The following is a 12,937-nucleotide window of genomic DNA, read 5'->3' on the forward strand; positions in this document are numbered from 1 at the left end:
CGGGCCAGGATCGTCCTCACCCTTGGGGACCCTCACCAGGAGGTAACCATGCTCGCGATCGCTGCCGCGGTGGTCTTCGGCCTTGCGCTCCTGCTCGACTTCGCGAACGCCGACCTCGGTGACGCGTTCACGAACACGACCCTGACGACGCTGGGCCTGTTCCTGCTGGCCCTGCACTTCGCCGGTGTCGGCGTGGGCGCCCGCAGCCGGATCGGTTCCCGTCGCTGATCCTCGCAGTCACCTCACCCCGGGCAGCGTGCTGCCCGGGGTGAACTGCTTTGCGGGTGGTTCAGTAACGCGGCTGGCTCGGGTCGATCTCGTCAATCCAGGCCAGGACGCCTCCGGGCACGTGGAGCACGTCGCTCACCCCGGCTTCCCGGGCCAGTTCGAGAGCCTGCGCCGAACGGCCCCCGCTCTTGCAGTGCAGAACCAACGGACGTCCGTCGGCGACCTCCGCAAGGAGCGCACCGACGTCTCCAGTTCGAAGCACCGACAGCGGCAAACCGACCGCCCCGGGGATCGAGGCGATCCGTCGCTCTTCGGGTTCCCGGACGTCTACCAGGACGAAATCGTCCTGCCCACGTTCGCGTCGCTCAAGTCTGTGGGCGAGCTCACCAACGCTCAGATCACCAATTGAAGACGCTGGTGGGCCTACCCCACAAAAGGCCTCGTAGTCTTCGGCGAGTTGGGTGACGGGGGCCGAATCCGGCGCCGGCCGCACCCGGATCGTCTGCCAGGTCATGCCCATCGCATCGAACAGCATGATGCGGCCCAGCAGGGGTTCGCCGACCCCGGTGATCAGTTTGATCGCTTCCGTCGCCATCACCGAGCCGATGGCAGCGCAGGTCACCCCCAGCACTCCACCCTCGGCGCAGGAAGGCACCGAACCGGGCGGCGGCGGGGTGGGGTGCAGGTCTCGGTAGGTGACCGGCTCGTACCCCTCGCCGGGCTGCGACCAGAACACCGAGACCTGCCCGTCGAAGCGGAACACCGAGCCCCAGACCAGCGGCACCCCGGCCACTGCGCAGGCGTCGCCGACCAGGTAGCGGGTGGCGAAGTTGTCGGTGCCGTCGATGACCAGGTGGTGCCCCTGGATCAGCTCCAGCGCGTTCTCCGGGGTGATCCGGGTGTGGTGGGGCTGCACCGTGACCAACGGGTTCAGCTCGGCCAGAGCCGCCACCGCGCTCTGCACCTTGGGCGTACCGGCTGCCGCTGCGGCGTGCAGCACCTGCCGATGCAGGTTGGACAGCTCCACCGAGTCGTCGTCGACCACGCTGATCGAGCCCACCCCGGCGGCGGCCAGATAAGTGAGCACCGGGCTGCCCAGTCCACCGGCCCCGACCACCAGCACCCGGGCGTTCTTCAGCCGGCGCTGGCCCGCTGAACCGAGCCCGGGCAGCAGCACCTGCCGCGAGTAGCGGGTCAGCTCGTGCGCGGTCAGCTCCGCACCGGGCCCGACCAGCGGCCTCACGGGTGCGGCCAGGGGTTGGGACGGCAGCCCAGCAGGCCCTTGGTCTGCTGCATCATCAGCGGCGCGAGTTCGCCCTTGCCGGCGCAGTACTCGTGCCCGTGCCCGAGCGCATGACCGACCTCGTGGTTGACCACGTACTGACGGTACCCCTCGCGGTTCTTCTTGTACTCGGGGATGGCCTTGACCCAGCGGTAGTTGGTGAGCACCACCCGGTCGCCGTTGCGGCAGGACAGCTTGCCCATGGTCTGCAGCGGCCGGCACAGCTCGGCCGAGGTCTGCGGGCTGGCCAGGGTGACGGTGGTGAAGGCCTGGCCGGCGTCGTCGGTGCGGGCGAAGCGCCGGGTGCCCTTCTCGGTCCAGCTGCGCCTGTCGTTCAGCGTGGCCAGGACGAAGTCGGCGAACTTGTCACCGTCGATCTTCAGGCCCTTCTCCACCTGGATCCGGACCTTGATCACCTGGCCCTTGCCGGGGGCCTTGGTGCTGCCCTTGACGGTCTGCAGCTTGCCCGAGGCCTTCCACTTCACCTTGGCCGAGAGCACCCCCGCGTTCACGTCCTTCTGAGTGAGCCCCTTGGGCAGCGACGTGGCCGGTTCGCTGGGGGCAGCGTCGGACTCACCGGCCGCCGTGGGTTCGGCAGTCGCCGCAACTGCGGATTCCGGCGGCGTGGACGACGGGGTGGAAGTCTGCGCCGAGGAGTCGTCGGACGATCCGCCGGGCAGGGCGCCGCAGCCGGCCAGGGTGAGCATCACCACCGCCAGGGGCAGGGCCATCGATGTTGCGAGCCGCTTACCCGTGCGCATCCGCCGCTTCTTCCTTTCACCCACGCCAGTTCCGCCTCGCACGCTACCCGCCCGGGTCGTGACGTCCGAGTCCGGAGGGCAGCCGGGTGACGGAGGTGACTACGGCCCGACCGGAACGGCAGGCTGGGACCCACCCAGGAACAGCCGTGACTACACCGAGGAGGCGGTTAGGGACCCGCAGGTAGCGGCTATACCCCGTTGCGTGATGATGAAACGTGGGAACGATCACCCGAATGGACGTCCCTCCCGGCGCAGAGTGTCTACTCGCGGTGGGATTTGGTAACGCCTCGTAGCCTTACAATCACTTAAAGCATCGGAATCGCGGGGGCGCAGCCGAAGCGTCTTAGCATCCGCTGACGGGCACTGATGCGGGGAGGCAAGAAATGTCGACACCAGAGGTGCGCTCGCGCGGAACCAGGCTGCCGAGAACGGCACGCCGCAGCCAGTTGCTCGGAGCAGCGCGAGAGGTATTCGTGGCCCAGGGCTATCACGCGGCGGCGATGGACGAGATCGCCGAGCGCGCCGGGGTCAGCAAGCCGGTCCTCTACCAGCACTTCCCGGGCAAGCGTGAGCTCTACCTGGCCCTGGTCGAGCAGCATTCCGCCGAGGTGGTGGAACTGCTGCGCGGAGCCATCGAGAACACCCCGGACAACAAACAGCGGGTGGCCAACGCCCTGGGCGCCTTCTTCGACTTCATCGACCGGGAGAACGAGTCGTTCCGGCTCATCTTCGAGTCCGACCTGACCAACGACCCGGACGTGCGCGGCCGGGTGGAGGCGGTCAACGACCAGTGCGGCCGGATGATCGCCGAGGTGATCCACGAGGAGACCGGGCAGCCCTGGCCGGAGTGCGAGCTGATCGGCATCGGCCTGTCCGGGATGGCCCACGTGGCCGCGCGCTTCTGGCTGCAGAAGGGGCGCCCGATGCCCCGGGAAGACGCCGTGCGTCTGCTGGCCGGCCTGAACTGGCGCGGCATCGGCGCCATCCCGCTGCACGAGGAGCGGGCCGAGGAGCGGGCCGAGGAGCGACTGGACGGCATGGCGAACCCGGTCGTCCCGGTGGCCGACCTCACCGGTCTGGGCGAGAGCCAGGAGACCGCGGGCCGGCCCTGAGACCTCTGCGCAGGCCCGCGAGCACCCCGGGCAATTCCGCTGTTGGCTAAGCCGAGCGTGCCACCGGGACCGGCAGGCCCGCTGCCGGTTAGGCTCATCCCGACCAGTCGGAAAAGCTGCGCTGCCCCGCGAGGGGGCCGGCCAGGACGGAAGGGGCCACTCGCGTGGAGGTCAAGATCGGCGTCCGGGACATCCCGCGCGACATCGTGCTGGAGTCACCCGACTCGGCCGAGTCCGTCGTGAACGCGGTCGAGGCCGCGATCAACTCGAGCTCGCTGCTGCGTCTGAAGGACGACAAGGGCCGCCTCATCGTCGTGCCGGGCACCCAGATCGGCTACGTCGAGATCGGCGCGGAGGAAACCCGCCGGGTCGGTTTCGGCACGCTGTAGCACCACCGCACCACGAACACCGCAGTACGCACCACGAAGGCGCCGTTCTCGCTGGAGAGCGGCGCCTTCGCCGTCCGGGCCGCGCTAGGCGGACAGACCCATCTGCGCCATCCGCCGGGTGTGCTGCTCGGTGATCCGGCTGAACATCGAGACGATGCCGGCCAGGCCCATGCCCGGGTGCTCCCCGGTGCCGGTGAGCAGGGTGGAGAAGGTGTCGCGGTCGGCCGCCACCCGCTGGCCCTGGCTGAGCGCCTCACCGACCAGGCGGCGGGCCCACAGCGCCAGCCGGCTGCCCTGGATCGGGTCCTCACCGATCGCCTGGCGCACCTCCTGCAGCACGAACGACGAGCGCTGGTCCGACTCCAGGGTGCCCAGCACCAGGTCGCGGGTGTCCGGGTCGAGGTAGGTGGTGATCTCCCGGTAGAAGTCCGAGGCGATGCCGTCGCCCACGTAGAACTTCACCAGGCCCTCGAGCCAGGTGGAGGGCCGGGTGCGCTCGTGGAAACCGTCCAGCGCCTCGACGAACGGGGCCATCGCCTCCTCCGGGTCGGCCCCGATCTCGACCAGACGGGCGCGCAGCCGGTCGTAGTGCGCGAACTCGGTGGCGGCGAGCCCGGCCACGGCCGCCTTGGCCGCCAGCCGCGGGGCCAGGTCCGCGTCGCCGGAAAGGCGGATGAATGCGCTCAGTTCACCGTAGGCCAGTGTGCCCAATAGGTCGACGACGGCCGCCCGGTATGCCGGATCGGTGAACCTGTCCTCCTGCTGCTCCATGGACAGGAGGGTACTGAGCCCCCCGACCAGGTAGGATCAGTCAGTTAGAGGTACCTGCTACACCTGCCAGACCCCTGTACGTGGATGACCGGTCGCTCACACGGTCGGCTTCCGAATGCCGCAGCGCGGCCCGCCGGAGCGCCTTTCTCCCTCCGCCACCCCACCGGGGTCGGCGCGGTCCGGCCCGCAGGCCAGCGCCCCCGAAGAGTTAGGCACCGCGTGTCCGCTTCATCCAGTAACCCCACCGACCGGCCGGACGAGAACCCCGCCCTCGACCTCGAGAACGCCGGCGAGATCGTCGCCGTCGTCGAGGACGAGGTCAAGCCCGGCGCCCAGGCCCCGGGCTGGGCCGACCTCGGCACCGACCCGCGCGTCACCGAGGCCCTGCTCAAGGCCGGGATGAGCGCCCCGTTCCCGATCCAGGCGATGACGCTGCCGGTGGCGATCGCCGGCAGCGACGTGATCGGCCAGGCCAAGACCGGTACCGGCAAGACCCTGGGCTTCGGCATCCCGCTGCTGCACCGGGTGGTCGGCCCGAAGGACGAGGGCTTCGCCGAGCTGGCCGCCCCGGGCGCCCCGCAGGCCCTGGCCATCGTGCCCACCCGGGAGCTGGCCACCCAGGTCGCCGAGGACCTGAAGGTCGCCTCGAAGAACCTGAGCGCGCGGATCCTCACCGTCTACGGCGGCCGGGCCTACGAACCGCAGGTCGAGGCGCTGAAGAAGGGCATCGAGGTGGTCGTCGGCACACCCGGCCGGCTGCTCGACCTGGCCCAGCAGGGCCTGCTCAACCTGGCCCACGTGCGCACCCTGGTGCTCGACGAGGCCGACGAAATGCTCGACCTGGGCTTCCTGCCCGACGTCGAGAAGCTGATGTCGCTGACCCCCGACGGCCGTCAGACCCTGCTGTTCTCGGCCACCATGCCGGGCGCCGTGGTGTCGCTGGCCCGCAAGTACATGACCCAGCCCACGCACATCCGGGCCTCCGACCCGGACGACTCCGGCGCCACCGTGCTGGCGATCGCCCAGTTCATCTATCGCGCCCACGCGATGGACAAGGTCGAGATGCTGGCCCGGCTGCTGCAGTCCGAGGGCCGCGGTCTGTCGATCATCTTCACCCGCACCAAGCGCACCGCCGCCAAGGTGGCCGAGGAACTGGCGATGCGGGGCTTCGCCGCCGCGGCGATCCACGGTGACCTCGGGCAGGGGGCCCGGGAGCAGGCGCTGCGGGCCTTCCGCAACGGCAAGATCGATGTGCTGGTGGCCACCGACGTGGCGGCCCGGGGCATCGACGTGGAGAACGTCACCCACGTGGTCAACTACGCCTGCCCGGAGGACGAGAAGACGTACCTGCACCGGATCGGCCGCACCGGCCGGGCCGGCAACACCGGGGTCGCGGTCACCTTCGTCGACTGGGACGACCTGCACCGCTGGATGATGATCGACAAGGCGCTCGACCTGGGCATCCCGGAGCCGGCCGAGACGTACTCCTCGTCCGAGCACTTCTTCGAGGACCTGAACATCCCGGCCGGGGTCCGCGGCACCCTCCCCCGGGCCTCGCGCACCCGCGCCGGCCTCGACGCCGAAGAGCTGGAAGACCTGGGCGAGACCGGCAAGCGCGGTGGCGGTACCCCGACCCGTTCCTCTGGCTCCGGCGGGTCCCGTCGCGACGCACGCGACTCGAAGGACGGCGGGCGCGGCTCGCGCTCCCGCAGCCGTACCCGGTCCGAGGGCTCCGACGAGTCCCAGGCTCCCGAGGTCACCGGCGGCGACCCGGAGACGTCGGGCGAGGAGACGCCGCGGCGTACCCGCACCCGTCAGCGTCGCCGCACCCGGGCCGGTGTCCCGGTCGAGGCGGGCGAAGCGTCCGAGACGTCCGAGGCCGTCGAGAGCGTGGAGGTCGGCGAGGCCACCGCGGTCGTCGAGTCGACCACCGAAGACGCCGACCCCGAAGGTGCCGAGGCCCAGCGCCGGCGCCGTCGTCGGCGCCGGGGCGGCCGGGGTTCGGGCTCGTCCAGCGCGGCCCCCGCCGAGAGCGCGTCGGCCGGTTCCACCGACAGCTGAGCATCGAGAACAGAAGTGGCCCGCGCCTTCCGGCGCGGGCCACTTTCGTTCCGTACCGGGTGGGTGCCGGTCGAGGGCTCAGAGTGCCTCGGCGTCGGCCTGCCCGTGCCCCGAGACGGGCGGGCGCAGGCTGGTGTGCATGCGGGAAGTGCGGGCCGGAGCGACTTTACGGCCGCCGAACCGCCAGGCCCGCAGCAATCCGTCGGCGATCCGGAAGTAGGCCCGGGCCCCCGACGAGCTGGGCGAGGTGCCGACGATGGTGGCGCCCACGCTGGGGGCCTCGGCGAACTTCACCGAGCGCGGAATCGGGTTCAGCACCGGCACCCGGTAGCGGCGCTTGACGTCGCCGAGCACGGCCCGGGCGTGCACCGAGCGCTTGTCGTACATGGTGGGCAGCAGCCCCCGCACCCGCAGCCGCGGATTGAGCAGCCGGTGCACGTCGGCCACCGTGTCCAGCAGCTGGCCCACCCCCCGGTGGCTGAGCATCTCGCACTGCAGCGGCACGATCACCTCGTCGGCCGCCGCCAGCGCGTTCAGCGTGAGCAGGCCCAGGCTGGGCGAACAGTCGAGCAGGATCACGTCGTAGGTGGAGAGCACCTCTTCCAGGCCCCGGCGCACCACGAACTCACGCTGCGGGGCCGGCAGCAGCATGGCCTCCGCCGCCAGCAGGTCGATCGTCGAGGGCACCAGGTCCATGCCCTCGCTGGTGCGCAGCCGCGCGGCCGGCAGCTCGACCTCGCCGCGGACCACGTCGGAGATCGAGTACTCCACCACGTCCGGGTCGATGCCCAGGCTGAAGGTGAGCGACGACTGCGGGTCGAGGTCGATCAACAGCACGCGCAGCCCCCGCAGCACGAACGCGGCGCCGAGCGAGGCCACCGTGGTGGTCTTGGCGACGCCACCCTTCTGGTTGGCGACGGCGATTACGCGGCCCATGCATCTGTTCCCTCCAGGCGGCGGGCCGGAAAGACCCGCTTTCAGACTATCGACTGCCTGTGTCCCGATGGGCCGTCGGTGGGCTCGACAGGCGATCAAGGGTCGAATCCGACAGTCTTTACCCCATGGCAGCGAGCGCGACGGATGACAGCTGGGAACGGAGCAGTGCCCTTCTACCTCTGACCGGGGCCGCACGGTTCGATCTCGACGAGGTCGAGCACGCCCCCGGCCGTCGCCGGCGAACCACCGTGGAAACCGCTGCCGGGCGAGCCCGACGGGCCTGGGGACAGGGACAGGTGGAGCAGACTCGAGCGCATCACGAAGAGCCGCCGCGGCTGGAGCAGTGGGACTACCTGGAGCACCCGGCCGACACCGGCCGCGCCGAGGACCACGAGGCCGAGCCGGAGACCGACCACGAGGCCGACCAGGCCGGTCAGTGGGGGCTTTTCGGCCCCCGCACGGTCACCTGGCGGGTGCACTCCGACCCGCTGATCGGCCTGGCCACCCTGCGGGCCCTGACCATGCAGGTGCTGCACCCCGAGGGCATGGCGAACGTGTTCGCCACCGCCCGCCGGGTGGACGACCCGTGGGACCGGCTGCAGTGGGCGCAGCGTCACATCGGCGCGGTGATCTTCGGCAACAGCATCGAGGCCGCGATGACCGGCGCTCGGCTGCGCGCGGTGATGGGCCAGGTCGTCGGTTTCGCCGGCAACGGTGACGAGTTCCGTGGCGACGACGAGGATCTCGTGCTGTGGATGCACTGCTGCCAGGTCGCCTCGTTCGTGGAGGTGACCCGGCGCGGTGGCCTGGCACTCACCGACGCCGAGCACGAGACGTACCTCGCCGAGCAGCTGCGCACCGCCGCGGTCTGGGGCCTGGAGCCCGACCGGGTGCCCGCCACCCGCCGCGACCTGACCCGGTACTTCCGCCGGATGCGGCCCAAGCTGCGGATGACGCACGAGGCCCGGGCGTTCATCGGCTCGCTGGTCAGCCCGGCTGTGCCCGCCCTGCTGGCGATGACCCAGCGCAACCGGCCGAACTGGGCCCCGGTGGCCGGTCTGGCCTGGTCGTCACAGCCGAACTGGGCGCGGGCCATGTACTCGTCCATGCCTGGTGACGGCGCCGGCGCACTGGCCCCGGCCGCCACCACGGTGGCCCTGCACTCCCTGCGCGACGAACTCCACCGCACCCGCCACTGAACCGTCGCGCTCAGGCGCCCACCGACGTCCTCAAGCTCTTGATCAAAAGGGCTTGAGGACGTCGGTCTGCCCGGACCGGATCGCGTCAAGTATGCGATCGGTCACGCAACGTCCCAATTCGACTCCCCTGTCTGCGGTTCTGCCACTAACCTGGGCCCGTTCCGATCTGCTCATCGAGGCGACGAGGCGGTCCGCGGATGAACCGATTGCCTGCGCCCGGCAGCCGGGCCGGAGTCGACCACGAGCTGCTCGACCAGCTCGCCGCCCAGGTGCGCACCCTGGCCGACGCCTATCTCACCCAGCCTCCGCTCGCCCTGGTCGGCCCGGTCTGGCAGCTGCGGCGCGAGGTGTTCGAGCTCCTGGAGAAGAGCCGGCGGCCCAGCCTGACCGCCCCGCTGTACTCCCTGGCCGGGCGGCTGTGCGCGCTGATCGCCCACGCCAGCGCCGATCTCGGTGATCCGGTGGCGGCCGAGACCAACACCCGCACGGCCTGGTTGTGCGCCGAACTGGCCGACGACGACTCGCTGCGGGCCTTCCTGCGCTGGGTGCAGTCGAACGTGGCCTACTGGGGCGGCGACTACCCGCTCGCGGCCCAGATCGCGCACAGCGGGCGGCGTCACGCCACCAAGGGCAGCAACCTGCTGCGCCTGGTCAGCGCGGAGGCCCGGGCCTGGGCCGCGTGCGGCGAGACCCGGCAGGTCGAGGCCGCGCTGACGGTGGCCCGGGAGGCCCGGGAGAACGACGGGGTGGACGATCAGCCCGGGGTGTTCCGGTTCAGCCCGGCCAAGGCGGCCTACTACGCCAGCGAGGCCTGGCTGGCTCTGGGTGGCGAGAGCAACGCGCGGCTGGCCGTACGCGAGGCCGGCGAGTCGCTGCAACTACTCGAGGCCGCCGTCCCCGCCCAGCGCTCCCCCGAACTCCTGGCCGCCGCCCGGCTCGATCTCTGCAATGCCCACCTGGCCCTGTCCGACCTGGACGCGGCCGCTGCCGAGCTGCGCTCGGTGCTCGCCCTGCCCGCAGACAACCGCACCGGGCCGATCGTCGGCCGGGTCGTCGCGGCGGCACGCATCCTCGAATCCGGCGTTTTCACCCGTTCGGCCCTATCGCGGGAGCTACTGGGCGAGATCGCCTTGTTCCGGGCCTATCCGGCGCGGCGGGACCTCTCCGACGCACTGAGCTGACCGAGCCGGAAGCCGTCCGTCCTCGAGGCTCTGCGAAGGGATCCGCATCGTGCCCGTTCCGAACACCTCCGCCCGCCCTCTGCAGGTCGCGGTCTGCGGCCCCCGCAACTGCACCGAACAACAGGCCGAGGCCGCCCGGCGGGTCGGGGTGCTCCTGGCCGAGGCCGGAGCAGTGGTGATCTGCGGCGGGGGCACCGGGGTGATGGCCGCGGTGGCCGCCGGCGCGCGTTCGGCGGGCGGGCTGGTGGTCGGCATCCGCCCCGGCGCCGATCGCGAGGGGGCGAGCCCGGACCTGTCGGTCACCGTGGTCACGAACATCGGAGAAGCACGCAACGCCGTCATCGTCTGGAGCGCCGACGCGGTGATCGCGGTCGGCGGCTCCTGGGGCACGCTGAGCGAGGTGGCGCTGGCCCGGCGACGCGGTGGGGTGCCGGTGGTGGTGCTGGACGGCTGGCGGGTGGTGGGGCCGGACGGCAGAACTGTGGACGACGGCATCGCCTACGTGGAGAGCGCCGAGGAAGCAGTGAGCCGGGTCCTGGTCACGACCTGACTGCGGTCCAGGCCGGTCGCTCCTCGGAGGCCGCCCGCCCTTCCGGGCAGGACCGCCGGAAGTCGCAGAACGAGCAGCCGGGGCCCGGTTTCGGCGGGAACACCGTGTCGTCCCGGCGGCCGGCGGCGAACTCGGCGTCGGCCGCGGCCGCCGCGGCGCCCAGCGCATCGGCCTCGGCCAGCTTGCGTTCCAGCCCGGCCAGGTCGTAGCGGGCCACCGCCCGGGTGCCGGTGGGCAGGTGGTGCAGCTCGACCTGCAGGCACGGCCGCCGGTAGGTGCGCGCGGTGGCGACCGCGTAGACGGCCAGGGCCAGGCTGGCGAAGGCGTCCTCCTCGGTGGGCTCGTGCCGCCCGGTCTTGTAGTCGACCACCACCAGCTCGTCGTCGCGCAGGTCGATCAGGTCGACCCGGCCGGACAGGGCCAGCCGCTCGGTGTGGGCGCTGACCGTCTGCTCCACCCCGGCCGGCTGCGCCAGCGGATCGGTCGGCGACTCGAACAGGTAGTTGCGTACCCAGTCCACGGCCCGCCGGCCTGCGGCGGCCGACTGCTCACGGTCGGCGAAACCGTCGTTCAGCCAGCGTTTGCGCACCAGCTGGTAGGCGAGCTCCGGGTCCCGGCGTTCGGGCGGGGTGGCCCACCAGTCGGCCAGGGCCGAGTGCACCGCGGCGCCGATGCTGGTGTGCGCCCAGGCCTGGCCCCTCGAGGGCGAGGGCCGGTCCAGGTAGGTGAACCGGTAGCGGCGCGGGCAGGTGCGCCAGTTGACCAGGCGGGTCGGCGTGCAGGAGTAGAGCGGTTCCGGCATGCCCAGCAGTTCGAGCTGGTCGTTCACCCGCGGATCACCCGCGACGGGGTACCGAGGGCGATGATCTTCTCCAGTACCTCCGGCGCGGTGGTGTTCTCGGCGATCCGGTTGACCTTGCCGGTGCCGTGGTAGTCGCTCGAGCCGGTGGTGAGCAGGCCGAGCTCGGCGGCCAGCCCGCGCAGCACCGCCTTGTCCGGCTCCTCGTGGTCCCGGTGGTCCACCTCCAGCCCGACCAGCCCGGCCTCGGCCAGGTCGGCGATGTCCTGGTCGGAGACCAGCCACCCGCGCTTGCCGGCCCGCGGGTGCGCCATCACCGGCACCCCGCCGGCGGCCCGCACCAGGCGCACGATCAGTTCCGCCTCGGGCGCGTGATAAGGCAGGTAGTAGGGCGAGCGGCCGTTCAGCACGGTGGCGAACGCCTCGTCCCGGGTGGCCACCGCACCGGCCTCGATCAGCGCGTCGGCGATGTGCGGCCGGCCCACCGCGGCGTCCGGCTCGCACTGCCGTTGCACGTCGGCCCAGGTGATGGCGAAGTCCTTGGACAGCCGCCGCACCATCCGCTCGGCCCGGGTCAGCCGGTCGGCCTTGGTCTGCTCCTGCTCGGCCAGCAGCGCCGGGTCGGCCGGGTCGTGCAGGTAGGCCAGCATGTGCACCCCGATCCCCCGCATCTGGCAGGAGATCTCGGCGCCGGGCAGCAGGGTCAGCCCCAGCCGCCGGGCCACCTCGCCCGCGGCCGGGATGCCCGCGGTGGTGTCGTGGTCGGTCAGTGCGACGACGTCCAGCCCGGCCGCGGCGGCCGCCTCCATCACCCCGGCCGGGGTGTCGGTACCGTCCGAGGCGCTGGAGTGGACATGCAGGTCGATTCGCACGCAGGTCAGCGTAGGCGGGGAGTGAGCGGGCCGCAGGGCAGGTCCGGCTCGGTCTCCTCGTTGCGGGCGTCGACCAGGCAGAACCGGTTCAGTAGGGCCAGCGCGGCCGAGCTCGGCCAGGCCAGCAGCCAGAGCCAGACCCCGGAGGCCTCGCCCACGTAGGCCAGGCCGCCGTCGACCGGCACCGACCACAGCGGCACCTCGTGGTCGTCGGCCTCGAGCTTGATCTCGGCCGGGTCGTGCGCCGCCTTGTCGGCCAGCATCGGGCCCGGGTCGACCCCGCGCAGCCCGGCCAGGTGCGCCCCCAGGCCGATGCCCGGCTGCTCCGCCACGAACATCAGGTCGACGGTGGGCTCCTCGTCCCCCACCTCCGGCAGCGGGTGCGGCCCGGAGACCGCGACCACGCAGGCCACCGTGCCACCGGCGCCCGCCCCGGCCCACTGCAGACCGGTGACCTCCCAGCCCTGCGGCAGCGGGCGCGGCATCCAGACCGGCACCAGCGAGTCGAGCGCGACCTGTCGGATCAGTTTCTGCGTGGGCGCCTGGGCGGGGCCGACCGGCACCACCGGGCCGTGTTCCTCACAGGTCCAGCTGGCCGTGTGCTCGCCCGGCTCCCGGGCGACCGCACCACACCGGGGGCAGGTCCGCAGAAGGGTCACACACCGACGGTTCCTTGCCCGGCGCCGCAGGTCAAGCCGCCGCGCGTGCCATCTGGTGATCCAGCGCCGAACCGGCCGCCGGGCGGCGCAGCACCCTTCGAACGGCCCAACCGGAACGGCCGCCGACCGCCGGAAAG

At 71.7% G+C, this 12,937-nt stretch carries 14 protein-coding genes; 7 read left to right on the plus strand and 7 right to left on the minus strand.

Annotated elements, in window-relative coordinates; genetic code table 11:
* Positions 1 to 48 precede the first annotated feature (48 nt).
* Entirely contained in the window at positions 49 to 228 is a 180-nt protein-coding gene (locus LWF15_RS05275; RefSeq protein WP_232809219.1) for a hypothetical protein, read from the plus strand.
* Between the two features lie 61 nt (positions 229 to 289).
* On the opposite strand, the gene moeB is transcribed toward LWF15_RS05275, so the two are convergent.
* Together moeB and LWF15_RS05285 are read right to left on the minus strand one after the other, a co-directional pair.
* Positions 290 to 1,471: a molybdopterin-synthase adenylyltransferase MoeB gene (gene moeB, locus LWF15_RS05280; protein ID WP_232809220.1), complete on the minus strand. Its 1,182-nt coding sequence runs from the start codon at positions 1,469 to 1,471 to the stop codon at positions 290 to 292.
* Positions 1,468 to 2,271, minus strand: a complete 804-nt coding sequence (locus LWF15_RS05285; RefSeq protein ID WP_232809221.1) for a DUF3152 domain-containing protein — start codon at positions 2,269 to 2,271, stop codon at positions 1,468 to 1,470. The genes moeB and LWF15_RS05285 overlap by 4 nt, the downstream gene beginning before the upstream one ends.
* Before the next feature lie 383 nt (positions 2,272 to 2,654).
* On the opposite strand from LWF15_RS05285, the gene LWF15_RS05290 reads away from it, so the two are divergent.
* Positions 2,655 to 3,383 (plus strand): TetR/AcrR family transcriptional regulator, encoded by a 729-nt coding sequence (locus LWF15_RS05290; protein WP_232809222.1) that lies wholly within the window; start codon positions 2,655 to 2,657, stop codon positions 3,381 to 3,383.
* Between the two features lie 164 nt (positions 3,384 to 3,547).
* Positions 3,548 to 3,772: a DUF3107 domain-containing protein gene (locus tag LWF15_RS05295; protein WP_232809223.1), complete on the plus strand. Its 225-nt coding sequence runs from the start codon at positions 3,548 to 3,550 to the stop codon at positions 3,770 to 3,772.
* A gap of 84 nt (positions 3,773 to 3,856) precedes the next feature.
* Here LWF15_RS05295 and LWF15_RS05300 read toward each other — a convergent pair whose 3' ends face one another.
* Positions 3,857 to 4,543 carry a ferritin-like fold-containing protein gene (locus LWF15_RS05300; RefSeq protein WP_232809224.1) on the minus strand — a complete coding sequence of 229 codons (687 nt, stop codon included), beginning with the start codon at positions 4,541 to 4,543 and terminating at the stop codon, positions 3,857 to 3,859.
* A 219-nt stretch (positions 4,544 to 4,762) separates the two neighbouring features.
* Between LWF15_RS05300 and LWF15_RS05305 the strand changes: the two genes are divergently transcribed.
* On the plus strand, positions 4,763 to 6,604 hold the full coding sequence (locus LWF15_RS05305) for a DEAD/DEAH box helicase (protein ID WP_232809225.1): 1,842 nt from the start codon (positions 4,763 to 4,765) through the stop codon (positions 6,602 to 6,604).
* 78 nt (positions 6,605 to 6,682) lie between these two features.
* Here the strand turns inward: LWF15_RS05305 and LWF15_RS05310 are convergent, their stop codons facing one another.
* Complete coding sequence (locus tag LWF15_RS05310; RefSeq protein ID WP_232809226.1) at positions 6,683 to 7,540, minus strand: ParA family protein; 858 nt, start codon at positions 7,538 to 7,540, stop codon at positions 6,683 to 6,685.
* Positions 7,541 to 7,836: 296 nt separating this feature from the next.
* Here LWF15_RS05310 and LWF15_RS05315 point away from each other — a divergent pair, with 296 nt between their 5' ends.
* The 3 genes from LWF15_RS05315 to LWF15_RS05325 all read left to right on the plus strand — a co-directional run bounded on the left by LWF15_RS05315 (position 7,837) and on the right by LWF15_RS05325 (position 10,470).
* Entirely contained in the window at positions 7,837 to 8,739 is a 903-nt protein-coding gene (locus LWF15_RS05315) for an oxygenase MpaB family protein (protein WP_232809227.1), read from the plus strand.
* A 197-nt stretch (positions 8,740 to 8,936) separates the two neighbouring features.
* Positions 8,937 to 9,920 (plus strand): hypothetical protein, encoded by a 984-nt coding sequence (locus tag LWF15_RS05320; protein ID WP_232809228.1) that lies wholly within the window; start codon positions 8,937 to 8,939, stop codon positions 9,918 to 9,920.
* A gap of 49 nt (positions 9,921 to 9,969) precedes the next feature.
* Positions 9,970 to 10,470, plus strand: a complete 501-nt coding sequence (locus LWF15_RS05325; RefSeq protein ID WP_232809229.1) for a TIGR00725 family protein — start codon at positions 9,970 to 9,972, stop codon at positions 10,468 to 10,470.
* Here the strand turns inward: LWF15_RS05325 and LWF15_RS05330 are convergent.
* From LWF15_RS05330 to LWF15_RS05340, 3 genes are read right to left on the minus strand one after another with little or no spacing between them, the layout of a single operon-like run.
* A complete protein-coding gene (locus tag LWF15_RS05330; RefSeq protein ID WP_232809230.1) occupies positions 10,460 to 11,299 on the minus strand; it encodes a RecB family exonuclease in 840 nt (279 codons plus the stop codon). The two genes, LWF15_RS05325 and LWF15_RS05330, sit on opposite strands and share 11 nt — an antisense overlap.
* A complete protein-coding gene (locus LWF15_RS05335) occupies positions 11,296 to 12,141 on the minus strand; it encodes a PHP domain-containing protein (protein WP_232809231.1) in 846 nt (281 codons plus the stop codon). The genes LWF15_RS05330 and LWF15_RS05335 overlap by 4 nt, the downstream gene beginning before the upstream one ends.
* A 5-nt stretch (positions 12,142 to 12,146) precedes the next feature.
* The gene (locus LWF15_RS05340) at positions 12,147 to 12,800 is read right to left on the minus strand and encodes a DUF6758 family protein (protein WP_232809232.1); all 654 of its coding nucleotides are present in this window, start codon (positions 12,798 to 12,800) and stop codon (positions 12,147 to 12,149) included.
* Positions 12,801 to 12,937: the final 137 nt, after the last annotated feature.

Origin of the sequence: Kineosporia rhizophila (assembly GCF_021277265.1) — a bacterium.
Taxonomy (GTDB): domain Bacteria; phylum Actinomycetota; class Actinomycetes; order Actinomycetales; family Kineosporiaceae; genus Kineosporia; species Kineosporia rhizophila.